At 60.1% G+C, this 15,217-nt stretch carries 14 protein-coding genes and 1 pseudogene; 10 read left to right on the top strand and 5 right to left on the bottom strand.

Features of this window, described 5'->3' with window-relative positions; translation table 11 throughout:
• Positions 1-2: 2 nt before the first annotated feature.
• From IP85_RS00250 to dsbD, 4 genes are read right to left on the bottom strand one after another with little or no spacing between them, the layout of a single operon-like run.
• A complete protein-coding gene (locus IP85_RS00250) occupies positions 3-614 on the bottom strand; it encodes a DsbA family protein (protein WP_054147657.1) in 612 nt (203 codons plus the stop codon).
• Entirely contained in the window at positions 614-1,321 is a 708-nt protein-coding gene (locus IP85_RS00245) for a L,D-transpeptidase (RefSeq protein ID WP_054147656.1), read from the bottom strand. Before IP85_RS00245 ends, IP85_RS00250 begins: the two co-directional genes overlap by 1 nt.
• A 6-nt stretch (positions 1,322-1,327) precedes the next feature.
• On the bottom strand, positions 1,328-2,143 hold the full coding sequence (locus tag IP85_RS00240; RefSeq protein WP_054147655.1) for a TlpA disulfide reductase family protein: 816 nt from the start codon (positions 2,141-2,143) through the stop codon (positions 1,328-1,330).
• Positions 2,143-3,969, bottom strand: coding sequence for a protein-disulfide reductase DsbD (gene dsbD, locus IP85_RS00235; RefSeq protein ID WP_054147654.1), 1,827 nt, complete (start codon positions 3,967-3,969; stop codon positions 2,143-2,145). Before dsbD ends, IP85_RS00240 begins: the two co-directional genes overlap by 1 nt.
• Before the next feature lie 113 nt (positions 3,970-4,082).
• On the opposite strand from dsbD, the gene IP85_RS00230 reads away from it, so the two are divergent.
• The 10 genes and pseudogenes from IP85_RS00230 (at position 4,083) to IP85_RS21795 (ending at position 14,261) form a co-directional block, all read left to right on the top strand.
• Positions 4,083-4,742, top strand: coding sequence for a response regulator (locus IP85_RS00230; protein WP_054147653.1), 660 nt, complete (start codon positions 4,083-4,085; stop codon positions 4,740-4,742).
• Complete coding sequence (locus IP85_RS00225) at positions 4,742-6,106, top strand: sensor histidine kinase (protein ID WP_054147652.1); 1,365 nt, start codon at positions 4,742-4,744, stop codon at positions 6,104-6,106. The genes IP85_RS00230 and IP85_RS00225 overlap by 1 nt, the downstream gene beginning before the upstream one ends.
• A 298-nt stretch (positions 6,107-6,404) precedes the next feature.
• A complete protein-coding gene (gene dsbG / locus IP85_RS00220; protein ID WP_197277966.1) occupies positions 6,405-7,304 on the top strand; it encodes a thiol:disulfide interchange protein DsbG in 900 nt (299 codons plus the stop codon).
• A gap of 30 nt (positions 7,305-7,334) precedes the next feature.
• Positions 7,335-8,204: pseudogene (locus tag IP85_RS00215) on the top strand (MBL fold metallo-hydrolase); the annotation flags it as partial.
• Positions 8,201-8,992: a sulfite exporter TauE/SafE family protein gene (locus IP85_RS00210; RefSeq protein WP_054147650.1), complete on the top strand. Its 792-nt coding sequence runs from the start codon at positions 8,201-8,203 to the stop codon at positions 8,990-8,992. The pseudogene IP85_RS00215 and the gene IP85_RS00210, both read left to right, overlap by 4 nt.
• A 14-nt stretch (positions 8,993-9,006) precedes the next feature.
• Complete coding sequence (locus tag IP85_RS00205; RefSeq protein ID WP_054147649.1) at positions 9,007-9,630, top strand: class I SAM-dependent methyltransferase; 624 nt, start codon at positions 9,007-9,009, stop codon at positions 9,628-9,630.
• A 45-nt stretch (positions 9,631-9,675) separates the two neighbouring features.
• On the top strand, positions 9,676-10,233 hold the full coding sequence (locus IP85_RS00200; protein ID WP_054147648.1) for a CIA30 family protein: 558 nt from the start codon (positions 9,676-9,678) through the stop codon (positions 10,231-10,233).
• A gap of 518 nt (positions 10,234-10,751) precedes the next feature.
• Positions 10,752-11,222: a 2Fe-2S iron-sulfur cluster-binding protein gene (locus IP85_RS00195; RefSeq protein WP_054147647.1), complete on the top strand. Its 471-nt coding sequence runs from the start codon at positions 10,752-10,754 to the stop codon at positions 11,220-11,222.
• Positions 11,222-13,276, top strand: a complete 2,055-nt coding sequence (locus IP85_RS00190; RefSeq protein WP_054147646.1) for a molybdopterin cofactor-binding domain-containing protein — start codon at positions 11,222-11,224, stop codon at positions 13,274-13,276. Before IP85_RS00195 ends, IP85_RS00190 begins: the two co-directional genes overlap by 1 nt.
• 19 nt (positions 13,277-13,295) lie before the next feature.
• Positions 13,296-14,261 carry a helix-turn-helix transcriptional regulator gene (locus IP85_RS21795; RefSeq protein ID WP_197277965.1) on the top strand — a complete coding sequence of 322 codons (966 nt, stop codon included), beginning with the start codon at positions 13,296-13,298 and terminating at the stop codon, positions 14,259-14,261.
• A 12-nt stretch (positions 14,262-14,273) separates the two neighbouring features.
• On the opposite strand, the gene IP85_RS22320 is transcribed toward IP85_RS21795, so the two are convergent.
• A complete protein-coding gene (locus IP85_RS22320) occupies positions 14,274-14,834 on the bottom strand; it encodes a methyltransferase domain-containing protein (RefSeq protein ID WP_197277964.1) in 561 nt (186 codons plus the stop codon).
• Between the last annotated feature and the right edge of the window lie 383 nt (positions 14,835-15,217).

The raw sequence follows: 15,217 nt of genomic DNA, 5'->3' as shown, positions 1-15,217 counted from the left end.
GCTCAGCCCTGCCGGGCGCGCGCGATCGCATCAACGAGCCCCTTTTCGTCCAACACTCCGGGATAGAGGCTCCATCCGATAACATAGGCCGGAGTGCCCGCGAAGTTGAAGGCGGTGGCCTGCGCGTAATTGCGGTCAAGCAGGCCTGAAATCTTTTCGACGTGTTTGTTCACGGCAACAGCGATTTCATCCATGTGCAAGCCCGCAGCGGTCAGCGTGCTCTCGATGTCATCATGTGTCAGCTTCCCCTTTGTCTTCATCAGGGCACCCATGGCAATTTCATATTTGCCGATCTGCGCTGCACCCAGCACCGCCTGGGCAGCGAAGATCGAGGCATCGCCGAAGATCGGCCAATCCTTCATGACAAGCTTCACATTGCCGTCCCTTTCGATGACCTTTTTCACCATGGGATGCGCCTTTTTGCAGTAGGGGCACTGATAGTCGAAGAACTCGACAACCGTGACGTCGCCCTTCGGATTGCCGAGAAACGGTGCGTCCTTGTCGTTGAAGACCTCGTCCTTCGTCAGTTCTTGCCCGAAGGCCAGGCGACTGCCGCAGACGGCGAACGTGCCAAGGGCGAGCCCTGATGTCAGGATGGTGCGACGCTTCATCATCAGAATTCTCCCTTTCCGGACTCTTCGGCAGTGAGGACAACCATCTTTGACCCTTCCGGAACACGGGCGTGCAGATCGATGATGTCCTGGTTGAGAAGGCGAATGCAACCCGACGAGACGGACTGGCCGATCGACCAAGCCTCGTTGGTGCCATGGATCCGGTAGAGCGTGTCTTTTCCGCCCTGATAGAGATAGAGCGCGCGCGCACCGAGCGGATTGTCTATGCCGCCGGGCAAGCCCTGGGCCAGTGGGCCATAACGGTCAGGTTCGCGGGCGATCATGTTGGGCGTCGGCACCCAGCCCGGCCAGCGAGCCTTGCGCTTGATATCGCCCTCGCCCTCAAATTCCAAACCGGCCTTGGCGACGCCGACGCCGTAGCGCATCGCCTTGTCATCCTCCATGACGAGATAGAGGAAGCGGGCATAGGGATCGACCACGATCGTACCGGGCGCGTAGGAGGTGCGGTAGTTGACGACCTGGCGAACATTGCGCGGATCCATCTTCGACACATCGACAGCAGGAATGATCTCCTCGCCGTCCTGCACTTCGCCATACATAGCCTGCAACGCCGGATCGATAGGCGGTGGAGATGGCTGAGACGGCGTGCCCGTCGTCTGCGAGCAGGCGGCAAGCAGGAGAGCGAGCCCCGCCCCTACGCCTAGTTTCTTCAGGATGCCGATAACCGGCCGCAAATCTGTAAGTCTCATTCTTATTTATTCCTTGTCTGCGGGGATCAGCCGGGCGATGGCGGCGTTCAAAGCCTCGCGCGAAATCTCTCCGAAATGGGTCGTGACAACTTGGCCGTCAGCGCCAAGAAAAAGGGTGACCGGCATTCCAGGCGCTGCGTAGTGGCGCGAAAGGGAATGGGCCGGATCAAGCAGGATGGTTTCGAGCCGGAGGTTTTGATCCTCCAGATAGGCCTTGATCGCCGCTGGCCCTTCGCCCTGATTGGCGAAGATGAAATCGACGTCGGTGCGTACCGCGGCCACTTCCGCCAGAAGTGGCATTTCACGGCGGCAAGGCGGGCACCAGGTTGCCCAGAGGTTGACGACGGCGGGGCGTCCAGCGCGCTCTGACAAAGCGACAAACTGAGATCCATCAAGATTTGCCAGCGTGAAGCGGGGTGCTGCAGGCCCCTCGGCTGCTTGCCAGAGCATGGTCAGCGCGAACCAGACAAAGCATCCTGCGGCGAGCGTCACGGCGGCAAGCGGCAGCGTCTGCCGGGGTTCACGCATCAGAAAGACGAGCGTGATCGCAACACCGATCGCGCCGCCAACCATCGAAAAGCCGCCCTGCCAGACATAGAGGGCGCGCCACGGCTCGGTGAGAAAGCTGTCGAGATACATAAGGACATGCAGTGCCCGCGCGGCGATGAGACCCGACAGCAGCGCCGCGGTCGTCCAGGGCGCGAGCCGCGTGTCATAGCGACGCGCCAGAAATGAGCCGACGCCGAGGAACACGAAGATCCCGATGATCGCCGCCAGCCTGTCGGATGCGAAGGCAAGTGGCCCTAGTGTCACGACGTCCATCAGGGCGTACCCTTTGCCGCCCGGGCGGAGGCAGCAAGCTTGTCGATCGTTACGTCGCCCACCAGACGCGTGCCCGCCACTTCCTGCCTTTCGTGATCGAAGAAGATCATCGTCGGCGGGCCAATGGCATTGAGGGACGTCAGGAGTTCATTGGTCTCTGAGGAGGTCGCGCTCATGTCGATGGTCAACAGGCGCGCACCATCGAGAGCCGCCGAGACGCTGTCGTCCGGCAGAATGGTCCGCTCTATGGCGCCACAGGTGACGCACCAGTCCGCGGTGACGTAGACGAGGCTCGGCCTGTTCTCGGCCGAAGCTTCGCCCAGCATCGAAGTCAACGCTTGCAGCGAGGCGACGGCTTCAAAGTCCGATTTCGCGATTTCGCGTGCCGTCTGTCCAACCTCGGTCTTCATTGTGAGCGGCTCCAGAGGGGCAAGCGGATCGCGGGCACCGAGCCAGACGCCGACGAGCAGCAGGGCTCCCCAGGCGATCGAAACAGTGGCCACAGATCGCGAGATGACAGCCGCGCCAGGAGAGGCACTTGCGACCCGGATTTGCCAAAGGAATACGCCGACTGAAACGGCAAGGCACGCCCAGGCAAACAGCACCAGCGTTTCTGGCAGAAGAGGGCTGACCATCCAGATCGCCGTTCCGACGAAACCGAAGCCGAAGGCGGAGCGGATGCTTGCCATCCACGCCCCTGCACGCGGCAGTGCCTTGCCGCCGAGCGTTGCCATCAGGATCAAGGGGAGGCCTTTGCCTAGCCCAAGCGCGAACAGCGCGGCCGCCCCGATGAGGACATCTCCGGTGCGGGCAATGTAGAGCAGCGCCCCCGCAAGTGGCGCGGTGACACAGGGACCGATGAGAAATGCGGAGGTAAAGCCCAGCATCGCAGCCCCACCGAGAGATCCGCCACGGCGCCGCCCGGACGACAGGCGATTGCTGAAGCCAGCCGGCAGCTGGATCTCGAAGAGCCCGAAGTTGGACAGGGCGAGGATCACAAACAGGCTTGCGATGACCATGGTGGCCGTTGTCGACTGCAAGGCAAATTGCAGGTTCTGCCCAGACCATGCCGCGACCATACCGAACAGTCCAAACGCCAGTGCCAGCGCTCCGACATAGACGCTGGAAAGGATGAAGCTGCGGCTCGGCGAAAGGGGCCCGCCCTGCCGTGACAGCATGGCGGCAACGATCGGATACATGGGAAAGACGCAGGGGGTGAACGCCAGAAGCACGCCAAAACCAACAAAGCCAACCAGAAGCAGAGGCAGGCCGCCGCGCGCCAGGAGTCCATCGACACCGGTTGTCACTTCATCCTGTGCGAGTGCGAAATCCGGCCTTTGGGAGCTGAAAGCCGACCATTCGCTTTGCGATGCAATCGATGCCGGGGCAGATATTGGGCCTCCGTGCTCGGAATTGCTGAACTGCAGGCTGGCCATGTCGATCGTTTTCGTCACAGGCGGATAACAGAGCCCGCCATCCTGGCAGCCTTGATAGGTCAACTCGATCGTCGAAGCGTCACTGACAAGCGTCGCCCGGGCGGTGTCATAGTAGACTTCGGTCGATCCAAAGCCCGGATCCTCCTTGATCTTTCCATCAGGCGTCTCCAGCTTCAGCGGACTGCCATCGTCACTTTTGGCGGAAAGATACTCCCGGTAGAGATAGTAGCCTGGCTCGATCTCCCACGTGACGGCAACTTCGGTGGCGGAGATCCGTGACAGGGAAGGCCGAAACGCCTCGTCCATCTGGAGCGGCGCGGTCTGGGCAATGGCGATGCCGGAGAAGAGCAAAACGGAGAAGAAAATCGCCAGGTGCCTCAAGAGTTGCATTCCATCATTCCTTGTTACGCATCGAATGTGCGGCCGTTTCTGCGGGGCAGCTTAAGGCAGGCTTAAGCTGGGCAGGCCATGGCGTGAAACGACATTTTTCTCACGGAGGTGTGATGCGTATCCTAGTCATCGAAGACGATGCGGTTCTGATCGACGGCTTGAAGGTAGGGCTGGGTCTCGCCGGCTTCTCGGCGGACACCGTCAGTACGCTTGCCGATGCGAAGGCCGCGATTGAAAGCGATAGCTTCGATGCCCTCGTGCTCGACCGCATGCTGCCGGATGGATCCGGTCTGGATCTGCTTCGCACGATGCGCGCCGCCGGCAACCGCACGCCCGTTCTTCTGTTGACGGCCAAGGATGCGGTCACCGATCGCATCGATGGTCTCGACGCCGGCGCCGACGACTATCTCGGCAAACCCTTCGATCTCGACGAAGTGGCGGCACGGCTGCGCGCCATTACCCGGCGTGCCGAGGGACGCGCCACACCCAAGCTCACCTGGGAAGAATTAACCCTCGACCCGGCGAGCATGGAGGTTCTTAAAAACGGCGAAATCACTGGCCTGTCGCGGCGGGAATTTGCCGTCCTCCTGGCATTGATGGAAAATCCGACCATGGTTCACTCCAAGCAGATCTTGGAAACCAGGCTTTATGGCTGGCAGGAAGAGATCGAAAGCAACACGATCGAGGTCCACGTGCATAAGCTGCGCCACAAATTGGGCGCCAGCTCCATCGAAACCGTGCGCGGTGTCGGCTACCGCATGGGGAAACCCTGATGCGATCGATCCGGCTCAGGCTTTTTCTCATCCTGCTTGCGGCAACGGGTGCCGTATGGCTCCTCGCCGTGCTTTGGACCTATCTCAGCACGCAGCGCGAAGTCGAGCGTGTGCTCGACGCGCGCCTGACGGAAGCGGCGCGTATGGTGAGCTCACTGATCACCGACCACCATATCGACGTCGCAGCAGCGGTCGATGCCGCGCAGGCCGCTGGGATACCCGAAGGCTTCGGCCTGCATGAAGGAGACTATAGCCGGCAATTGTCCTGTCAGATCTGGTCCCTTCAGGGTGATCTTGTCAGCCGGTCGGAGAGCGCGCCCAATACATCGCTCGCCGATCACGAAAGCGGGTTCGCCGAAAAGCTCGTCAACGGCGAACGCTGGCGTGTCTACGCTGTCGTCAATCCCGAGCTCGGTGTCAGGGTCCTCGTCGGCGATAGCATCGAGATCCGCGAAAAGCTGGTCGGTGACGTCATCAAGGGCCAGCTCGTTCCTGCACTGGCGATCCTGCCCATCCTCGCCGGTCTGATCTGGCTGAGTGTCGGGCGCGGTCTCTCCCCCCTCCGGCAAGTCGCGGACGCCTTGTCTCTGCGCTCAGCCGACGAACTCCACCCCGTCGACGATAGCGGAGCGCCCCGCGAGATCAGGCCTTTGCTGGGCTCTCTTAACGCCTTGTTCCAACGCGTGGAGGAGGCCCGCGAACGGGAAAAGACCTTTATCGCCTATGCAGCCCATGAGCTGAGGACGCCGCTATCCGGTTTGAAGACCCAGGCCCAGGTCGCCCTTCGCAGCGATAGCGATGAGGTCCGCGCCAATGCCCTCAACCAGATCTCGCTCAGCGTCGACCGCACCGGGCGCCTCGTTCGCCAGTTGATAGACCTCGCAGCCGTCGACTCATTGGACAGCTCTTCGACATCAGAAACTGTGGTGGTCAAAGCAATGGTCGAAGAGCTGCGCGGCGAAATGGCGACACTCGTTTCGTCGAGGGAGATCACCGTTGAGACGGACATTGCAGAGGATCTGATGATCAGCGTGCCAGGCAAGACCCTTTTGCGGCTTGCCTTGCGCAATGTCATCGAAAACGCCCTGCAATATGCGCCGCGCAATTCATCCGTCAGGATCATCGGCACGCAGACCGAGACAGGCACGACGATAGCCGTGTCCGACACCGGAGCCGGTATCGATGAGAAGGACGAACAGCGTCTCAAGGCCCGGTTCCAGCGCGGCAACAGCGCAAACGCGCTCGGAAGCGGCCTCGGCCTTGCGATCGTTGAAATGGCTCTGACAAAGCTTGGTGGTCAGATGTTATTCGAGAGGAAGGCGGGTTTCTGCGTTTGTCTGGAACTGCCGACAACGAGACAGTGAGCAGCAGATCGCATCGTGGCGAGGTCGGATATCCACCATAAGGAGCCTTAAGGTGACAAGGCGAAGCGGACAAGAGCCACCCTTGCAAGGAGCCCTGCTCGACATGTACCGTTTTTCTTCGCCGCTCCCCACATTATCCGATAGCCATCATCGCATCAAACCCCCCTCGCTCACGGCGAAGGCAGCTATTCGGTTCCCGTCACTGGGCCCCGTCTGGCGCAAGCACCCCCACAGACAAGCGTTGCGACGTTCGAGTGCAATTCCGGCACTCTTCCTTGCGCTTGTGATAGGTGCCGTAATGGCCACCGGCGCCGAGGCCGAGGACAAGCCCTATCCAGAGATCCTCAAGACAATCGAGCAGCAGGGCATCCGAATCCTTGGCGAAATGCAGGTTCCGGGTGGCCTCAGAGCCTTCGCCGCGAAAGCCGGTGCACAGCCTCTGGCCATCTATCTGACACCCGATAATCAACATGTGGTCGTCGGTACGCTCGTCGATGCCTATGGGCAGGACATGGCGGAAGATCAGCTTAAAAAGATGGTCGAACAACCGTTGAGCGAAGCCACTTGGACCAAGCTCGAGGCAGCGACCTGGGTGCGGGACGGCAATCCGAACGCGCCTCGTGTCATCTACACGTTCACCGACCCGAACTGCCCCTATTGCAATCGCTTCTGGCTCGCGGCGCGACCCTGGATCGAAAGCGGTAAAGTTCAGTTACGCCACGTGATGGTCGGCGTGATCCGTCAGGATTCGCCGGCCAAAGCTGCGGCCATTCTTCAAGCCAAGTCTCCGGAAGACGCGCGGATGGAAAACGAGCGCAAACATGCCGATGGCGGCATTGCCCCGCTCGATAGGGTCGATGACCATACGACAAGACAGCTTGAGCGGAATGCCGCTCTGATGACGGAACTTGGTTTCGGCGGCACGCCAGCGATCGTCTTCAAGGGCGCGGACGGCACCGTCGATACCTTTCCCGGCCTTCCGAGTGACGCCCACAGATGGAAGTGCTTCTGGGGCCGAAGTGAAGATACACGCGCCGTCACAGGGGCAACCGCCAAAGCACTCGTCAGACCTGTACCAAAGGCTGCAGAAAGACAGAGGCACGAAGGTTCAAGCCTTTATTTCGATACTATGAAGATATATATGTTTGCATATATTTTGTCACGGCAGGACGAAGGGACAGCGTCCCCGACTGCATGATCCATAGGAGGGTCGACACGAATGGCAGGCAAACCCGATGTAAAAGGCTTCTTCGATCAACGCACATTCAGCATCCAGTATGTCGTGAGTGATCCGGCAACGGGAAAATGTGCAATCATCGACCCGGTCCTCGACTATGATGAAAAGTCGGGCGCAACCGCAACCCGCAATGCCGATGCGATACTGGATTACATCAAGGAAAAGGGGCTCAGCGTCGAGTGGATCCTCGATACACATCCCCATGCAGACCACTTTTCCGCTGCCAGGTATCTCAAGGACAAGACCGGCGCTCCGACCGCCATCGGCGCGCGTGTCGTCGAAGTGCAAAAGCTCTGGAAGGAGATCTACAACTGGCCGGATCTACCAACCGATGGCTCGCAATGGGACAGGCTGCTTGAGGCAGGCGACACCTTCTCGGTGGGTGATCTCAAGGGCCGCGTCCTCTTCTCGCCCGGCCACACGCTCGCATCGATCAGCTATGTGATCGGAGACGCAGCCTTTGTGCATGATACCCTGTTCATGCCGGACAGCGGCACGGCGCGCGCTGACTTTCCCGGCGGCAGCGCCAAACGCCTCTGGGCCTCGATCAAAGAAATCCTGTCGCTGCCGGATGAAACGCGTCTGTTCACAGGCCATGATTATCAGCCGGACGGGCGCGAACCCCTCTGGGAAAGCACCGTCGCCGAGCAGAAGCGCTGCAATCCGCATATTGCCGGCAAGGACGAGGCGGCCTTCGTCGCGCTGCGCGACGCACGCGACAAAACCCTTCCCATGCCGAAGCTCATTCTGCATGCACTACAGGTTAACATCCGTGGAGGACGCCTCCCAGAACCGGAAGCGAACGGCAAGCGCTATCTGAAGATCCCGCTGGATGCACTCGCAGGGGCTGCGTGGGAATGAACGATCTGGTCACCCAGGCTCTGACGGCGATCGGTTCGGGCGGTCTCGTGGGCTTTACGCTTGGACTGATCGGTGGCGGGGGCTCCATTCTGGCGACACCTCTGTTGCTCTACGCGGTTGGCATCTCACAGCCGCATATCGCCATCGGCACCGGTGCTCTGGCCGTATCGGTCAATGCCTATGTCAACCTCATCGGCCATGCCCGCAAAGGGCATGTCTGGTGGCGTTGCGCGTTTGTTTTTGCCGCCACCGGGACGGTTGGCGCACTCGCGGGCTCAACACTTGGGAAAGCGTTCGACGGGCAGAAGCTGCTTTTCCTGTTTGGCCTTCTGATGCTGGTCGTTGCAGCCCTGATGCTCCGGCCCCGGAGGACCATAGCGTCAGACGTCGTCAAGACAGATGGCCTGACATGCTGGAAAACGGCGGCTGTTGCCATAGCGGCAGGAGCAGCATCCGGCTTCTTCGGAATTGGCGGAGGGTTCCTGATCGTGCCGGGCCTGATGCTCGCGACCGGCATGCCGATGATCAACGCGGTCGGATCGTCGCTTCTCGCCGTTGGCACCTTCGGCCTCGCCACTGCGATCAACTACGCGGCCTCGGGCCTGATCGACTGGGCGATCGCGGCCGAGTTTATCGGTGGCGGCGTGATCGGCGGCGTCGGCGGCATGCTGCTGGCAACTCGTCTGTCGACGAAGCGAAACCTCCTCAACCGGATCTTCGCTGTGCTGATCATCGTCGTCGCATTTTATGTCCTGTACAAAAGCAGCGCTGCGATCCTGCCGCTCTGACGAAAGGTTTGGAAATGTCTTTGTCTAAGCAGCAGAAATTCTGGAACCGAATCGCCGGGCGCTATGCCGCGCGCCCGCTGAAAGACGTGGCAGCCTATGACGCCATGATCGGCGATGTCGCGTCACGTCTCAAGCCCGGAGATCACGTCCTTGAGCTCGGCTGTGGTACCGGCGGCACGGCAATCCGGCTTGCGCCCCATGTGTCACACTGGACAGCGACAGATTTCTCGGCTGAGATGATCAAGATCGCTCAGGACAAACCTGCGGGCGCCAACCTGACCTTCAAGATTGCGGACGCTGAGAATGCCTATGATGGTAGTCCGTTCGACGTCATCTGCGCCTTCAACGTTCTGCACCTGGTGGAAAACCAACCAGCCACCTTGGCGCAGATATTCGCCAATCTAAAACCTGGCGGTCTGCTTATCTCAAAAACCTGGTGTTTCGCCGACCTGAAGTTCAAGTTTCGTCTTCTGTTTCGTGCGCTGCAGTTCGTAGGCCTATTTCCTGCGGTCAAGCCGCGCAGTATCCCCGAGCTTCGGCAGTCGATCATAGATGCTGGTTTTGAAATCACAGACGAGCGGATCTTCGGCAAGTATCCGCAAAACCCCTACATCGTCGCGCGTAAGCCTGAGACGTGACCTGTGACTTCGCTTCCGCCTGCAGAGAGGATATAGGACAACCTGATGCGTTTCAAAATTGGGCTTGCGACAGTGATCACGCTGATACTGTCGGCTTACACACCGGCGCTGGCGGGCGAGATGTTGATAGACGATTTCAAGCTGCAACCCGAAACGCGCTGGCGCTTTTTCGCAGACAGCGTGATGGGCGGAAAATCATCGGGGCAGGTGCAATTCGAAAACGAAGAAGGACATGCGCATGCGCGTATGACCGGTAACGTTAGCACCGCCAACAATGGCGGCTTCATTCAGATCCGCATGAAGTTGCAGCATGCAGCACCAGAAAACACGATCGGAATACGCTTGCTGGTCCGTGGAAACGATCAGAGGTACTTCGTGCACCTGCGCACAGGAGGCACGATCTTGCCCTGGCAATTCTATCAGGCCGGATTTGATGTGACGCGGACTTGGACCGAGGTGCGACTTCCCCTTACTGAATTCAAAGCGTCTGGATCGATCTTGCGCAACATTCCGCGCGCAAGCAGCCTGACATCGATCGGGATAGCCGCTTATGGTCGCAACCACGATGCGGATATCAGCGTCCGCGAAATCGGCTTCTATTAGGCCCAAGGCACCACGGGACCTAAGCCGATCAGCCCTTTGCTGGCTGAACGAACTCCGGTTGGGCAGTGTAAGCCAATAGCCATATGTTTTTCAGACAGCGAGCCTAGTGGCAGCCAGCGCAAACAGGTCAGGCAGCCGCCCTCACCTGTTTGACCGCAGAGGGGCCAAAGTCTCTCTGCGGTCCTTGCACCGACTTGGCTGACCCTCGGCAGTTCGCCAACACCTCGCCCAAATGCGTGACGTTTGTGCTCGGCCAATTGATCGGGATCCCGATGACCGAGCGGGCGGAACGAGCAAGCCAGCTAATCTTGACGAACAACGGTCCAGTGCCCCTCGGCTGTCAGGACCGCGCCTGCAAAATCGGCGAAGCGTTCCGGCACCGGATTGCCTCCCTCATTTTAGCGCCGCGTGAGCCTGCCTCGGTGTGCCCGAGTCGCGCGTGTCTGGCGCAATCATTCAAGACCCAGGCCAGATCGAGATCTAACCTGCGGCTTCCATCTGTAAATCTAGGACAGCAAATGCAGTATGTCTTGAATGGTGTGATCGCGAACGTGCCGAGCGAGTGGTACGACGAGAGCCTTCTCTTCACCCTCCGTGAACACCACGGTCTTGTCGGAGCAAAGTTCGGCTGCGGCGTCGGGATCTGCGGTGCTTGCACGGTGATCATCGACGGGATGGCGACCCGTTCATGCCAGGTCCGCACGGCAGACCTGACGCCAACGACGCAAGTCTTGACCATCGAAGGCCTGGAGCGGAACGGAAAGCTCCATCCGGTCCAAGACGCCTGGCTGGCAAAGGCAGTGCCGCAATGCGGCTATTGTCAGTCCGGGCAGATCATGTCCGCCGTTGCGCTTCTGGCCGATAGCAACCGTGCCGGCTCGACAATGAACCTGGATGCAATCGTGCCCGCGATGAACGACAATCTCTGCCGATGTGGTACCTACCAGAGGATCAGGGACGCCATCAGCACCCTGATTGAGAACCGCTGATGAGACGTCGTAGCTTTCTCCTCGGCAGTTTCGGCACTTTGGTCGCGCTGATCGGCGCGGGCACTGCCGTCTATGCAACACTCCCAGTCATTCCCAAACGCCCGACACCCGGCACGGACGATGCGTTGGGGTGGATCGCCCACCATGAGGGGCGGTTCGTTCTCACGCTTCCGCGCATCGAGATGGGTCAGAACATTGCGACTGCTTTCAAGCAGATTGCCTGCACCGAACTCAATGTGGGCTGGGAGACGGTCGACGTATCCTTCCATGACACTGGTCTCGCCAGGGTGAGATCAACGGTGGGCAGTGAATCCATCATGCTGTTTGCCGAGCCGCTGGCGCAGGCCTGCGCCAGCCTGCGTGACGCCTTGATGAGGGGTGAGCGGCAGGGACTGGTGTCGGTCGAACCCCGGCCCAGGGAGCAATTGAGGACATTTGCCAGACATGGAGAAATCGGCCGGACCGCCGAGATTGTGCAGGGCCGGGAAATTGTTACCGGCAACGCACTCTATGCCTCCGACATACGCCGTCCCGGCACGCTCTTCGGACGGGTCCTCCGCGCACCCGCCATGGCCGAATATGTGTCGAAACCTCGGTCCTGGAATGCCGAGGCGGCGCGAGCCATCCCGGGTTTTATCGCCATCGTCGAAGACTGCGGCCCTGATATCGGCAATGCCAAGGGGCTGGGCATCATCGCCGAACGGCCCGGCGTACTCGACCGGGTCGTTGAAGCACTCGACGTCGTCTGGCAGACCGAGGAGCCTTCAACCGGATTTTCCCCGGATGCCCCCGTAGATGTCGACCGATGCCCGCTGGAAGAGACGCCTTCGAACATCGTCATGGACGGGGGCCCGCAACCCGGGTCCTGGGACGTCGATCTCAAGTTCGACATCCCGTTTGCCGCCCACGGCGCCATCGAGCCACGGGCGGCCGTCGCGGAATGGGCGCAAGGAAAACTCACCGTCTGGGCCGGCACACAGGATGCCTTCTTCATTCGCGACTGTCTGGCAGATACCTTCGGTGTATCGACGGAGGCCGTCACGGTGCAGTCTTGCCGGGTCGGAGGCAGCTTCGGCGGCAAGACGACATGCACAGTCGAGGCAGAGGCCGCAGCTCTGTCGCGAGTGGCAGAGGCACCAGTCAAGGTACAGTGGACGCGCGCCCAGGAACTGGCTTTCGCCTTTCACCGCCCACCCTCTTCCCACCGAATCCGCGCCCGCGTTGAGGATGGACAGATCAGCGACTGGGACCATCGGCAGGTCTCCTCACATATCATCTTCACGTCTGCAGTGGTCCCCAGCCTTATGCAGCAGGCAACGGATGCATTGATCGGCGATGGCGGCGTCGCACGTGGCATGTCGGCGCCGTATATCATCCCCAGAGCGAAAGCTGCCTATGATCTCGTTCGCCTGCCCGTTCATACAGGCCCCTGGAGAGGTCTCGGCGCTGGTCCAAACGGCCTCGTGATCGAAAGCGCGGTGGACGAGGCAGCGCTGGCAGTCGGCGCCGACCCCCTCGCCTTCCGCCTTGCCCACATCAACGACGAAAGACTGGCAGCGGTCCTCAAAGCTGTCGGAGACATGTCAGCATGGACGACGTGGAGAAACCCGGCATACGGGCCCAGGGTCGGTCGCGGTGTGGCCTGCGGCATCTACAAGGACGTGAGCTATGCCGCCGTGGTCGCGGAAGTGGAGGTAGCCGCAGACGGGCGCCTCGGTCTGCGCGAGTTCTGGTGCGCCCATGACTGCGGGCTCGTCATCAACCCGGATCAGGTCAATGCACAATGCGAGGGGAACCTGATGTGGAGCATCGGTTTCGTGCTGCATGATCATCTGCCGATGGAAAGCTCTCGTATCGTGGCGGAAACCTTTATCGATGCTCCCATCCCCCGTATGGAAGATACGCCGAAGATGACCATCAAGCTGATAGAGGGAACGGATTCCCCCACCGGAGCCGGAGAAACGATCATGGCGTGTGGACCCGGCGCAATAGCAAATGCGATCCGTGCCGCCACCGGCATCAGGCCGACACGCTTTCCGGTCAGGACTTCATGACCGAGGCCGAGGGACTGACATGACGCCCGAAGCGACCCGATTGGAGGAACTGAACAGATCCGATTTTGCTTCGGCAGCGATCATGCGGCTCATCGCGCTCGGCCTTCGGTCGCAAGAGATCTCCATCGCCGTGCCAAAGGCGCAAGGAGCGCATGTTCCGCGTGCGCAGAAACACGATCTCCTCGAAAGAGTTCTTGCCGAGCACGGTGTTCAGGCAATCTTCAGGATCGCAGACTGTGCCTCTCTGATGCCGCTCGAACCCGTTGTCCGTGCCTTGCGTCAGGCCATCGGCGCACAGGATCTTCTGGATCGCTGGAGCCGGCTGGAGCGCTTCAGCCACGGTCGACACGTGGTCTCACAATTCGCGCTTCAGCCATCTCTCTACAGACTGGAGCATCACGCCAGAGCGGATGGGCCAGGCCCTTCCAGAGCAGAGAGCCTTTTGATTCTCGCCCTCCTTGCCGTGCTCATCGAACTGTCCGGCGAAGATCTGGTTCTCATGAAGGAGGATGGAACCGTCATCCGCTCCGAACAGAAGTGGCACGCGGTCGATCGCGACCTCGTGCTGAAGTCAGTGCTTGTCGAGGTAAAGCCGGCGACCGTTTCACTCGACAAGCCGCTTGTATGCACATCAGAACGTGTACTCGAAAATTTGCGCCGTCTTGTTGCAGATGATCCCTGTCGCCGCTGGTCTATCAATCGTCTGGCAGACCTGCTGGCAACCAGCAGGCGGACGCTCCAGCGACGCCTGGAAGAGCGGCAGACATCTTTCAGCAACGTGGTTCTGGATGTCAGGCTGGAGCTTGCGGCAGAGCAGCTCTGTAACGAGCGGCAGACCAGCCTCGCCCAGATCGGCTTCCTCAACGGCTTCTCCGACCAGCCGCATTTCACTCGGCTGTTTTCCCAGAAGGTCGGGATGACGCCCGGAATCTATCGCGATCAATTTCGTTCAGGAAACGACGCTGCAGGCCCAAGAACACCGTGATATCTGGGGATCTCAGGCGCGGAAGACACGGTAAACGCTCGCTGGCGGAAAGTTTGCCGGACAGAACCTGACGCGTGTACTTTCAATCAGCAGCCTTTCATGAACCGCGAAAGGGATCGGACAGCGGGGACCATAGGTAAAGCAGCGAAACTCGCCGTCATCTTGAATAAGCTCAAAAGCCGATTTCATGATCCGATGGACTGAAGAAAGTCTCATCGACAGAAGCGGCAGACCACAGAGCACGGCTTTCACCGAACGGGGGCTGCAAGGCAGGAGGCTGCGCATCCGGCATGCATCGACGGTAAAGGTCTCAACGGTTGCAAATCGCGTTCTCATCAGGTCTGCGAAGGCTGGATTGCTCTCGATTGCATAGATCCGGGACGGCCCCGCCGGCATTGACACGAGGTGCTCGGTGAACGCGCCCGTGCCCGGCCCCAGTTCCAGCACGGCGGCATCCTGAAGATCAAGACCTTCCACCATTGCTCTTGCGAGAGAGGAACTGGATGGCACGACCGACGCCGTTCGAAGTGGTGCGCGCAGCCATTCGCGGGTGAAGGTGGCGACGTGTCTCATTCTCTGCATGGGTAACCGGAAGGGCTGAAGGGACAAGGAAATCACGTCGGAGATGTGATCTCCTTGCCCTTCATTTCGGACATTCGTCGCCAGAGATATTGAAACTATGCGCCAAAATCGGCTGCGAGCTGCAGCAGACGCTCGTCTTGCGTCCTTCCGAACCCAGACAGGCTTGCCGGGTAGCCCGAAACAACCGTGCCGATCACTGAGGTCTTGCGGCGAGCGCCTTACCCAGGACCGCAGGTTTCTAGGGCAAGACCTCCAGCGGCTGACTGATGATGGCGACGAAACGGCTGCTTCTGCTGTGGGTCGGCTGGCCATGCAATGTCTGAAGTGAAGGCGCAAAGAGGTTTTGCCGAGCTCACGAGATAGCACGCGTGCAT

The sequence above is a fragment of the Rhizobium sp. AAP116 genome, assembly GCF_001295785.1.
In the GTDB taxonomy this organism is placed as follows: Bacteria; Pseudomonadota; Alphaproteobacteria; order Rhizobiales; family Rhizobiaceae; genus Allorhizobium.
This window is presented reverse-complemented; position numbering and strand designations above follow the sequence as displayed.

Coding starts and splice junctions, on each gene's coding strand:
- IP85_RS00230 (WP_054147653.1), top strand. CDS start 4,083: ATGCGTATCCTAGTCATCGAAGACGATGCGGTTCTGATCGACGGCTTG.
- IP85_RS00245 (WP_054147656.1), bottom strand. CDS start 1,321: ATGAGACTTACAGATTTGCGGCCGGTTATCGGCATCCTGAAGAAACTA.
- IP85_RS00195 (WP_054147647.1), top strand. CDS start 10,752: ATGCAGTATGTCTTGAATGGTGTGATCGCGAACGTGCCGAGCGAGTGG.
- IP85_RS21795 (WP_197277965.1), top strand. CDS start 13,296: ATGACGCCCGAAGCGACCCGATTGGAGGAACTGAACAGATCCGATTTT.
- dsbD (WP_054147654.1), bottom strand. CDS start 3,969: ATGCAACTCTTGAGGCACCTGGCGATTTTCTTCTCCGTTTTGCTCTTC.
- IP85_RS00205 (WP_054147649.1), top strand. CDS start 9,007: ATGTCTTTGTCTAAGCAGCAGAAATTCTGGAACCGAATCGCCGGGCGC.
- IP85_RS00190 (WP_054147646.1), top strand. CDS start 11,222: ATGAGACGTCGTAGCTTTCTCCTCGGCAGTTTCGGCACTTTGGTCGCG.
- IP85_RS00250 (WP_054147657.1), bottom strand. CDS start 614: ATGATGAAGCGTCGCACCATCCTGACATCAGGGCTCGCCCTTGGCACG.
- IP85_RS00240 (WP_054147655.1), bottom strand. CDS start 2,143: ATGGACGTCGTGACACTAGGGCCACTTGCCTTCGCATCCGACAGGCTG.
- dsbG (WP_197277966.1), top strand. CDS start 6,405: ATGGCCACCGGCGCCGAGGCCGAGGACAAGCCCTATCCAGAGATCCTC.
- IP85_RS00225 (WP_054147652.1), top strand. CDS start 4,742: ATGCGATCGATCCGGCTCAGGCTTTTTCTCATCCTGCTTGCGGCAACG.
- IP85_RS22320 (WP_197277964.1), bottom strand. CDS start 14,834: ATGAGACACGTCGCCACCTTCACCCGCGAATGGCTGCGCGCACCACTT.
- IP85_RS00200 (WP_054147648.1), top strand. CDS start 9,676: ATGCGTTTCAAAATTGGGCTTGCGACAGTGATCACGCTGATACTGTCG.
- IP85_RS00210 (WP_054147650.1), top strand. CDS start 8,201: ATGAACGATCTGGTCACCCAGGCTCTGACGGCGATCGGTTCGGGCGGT.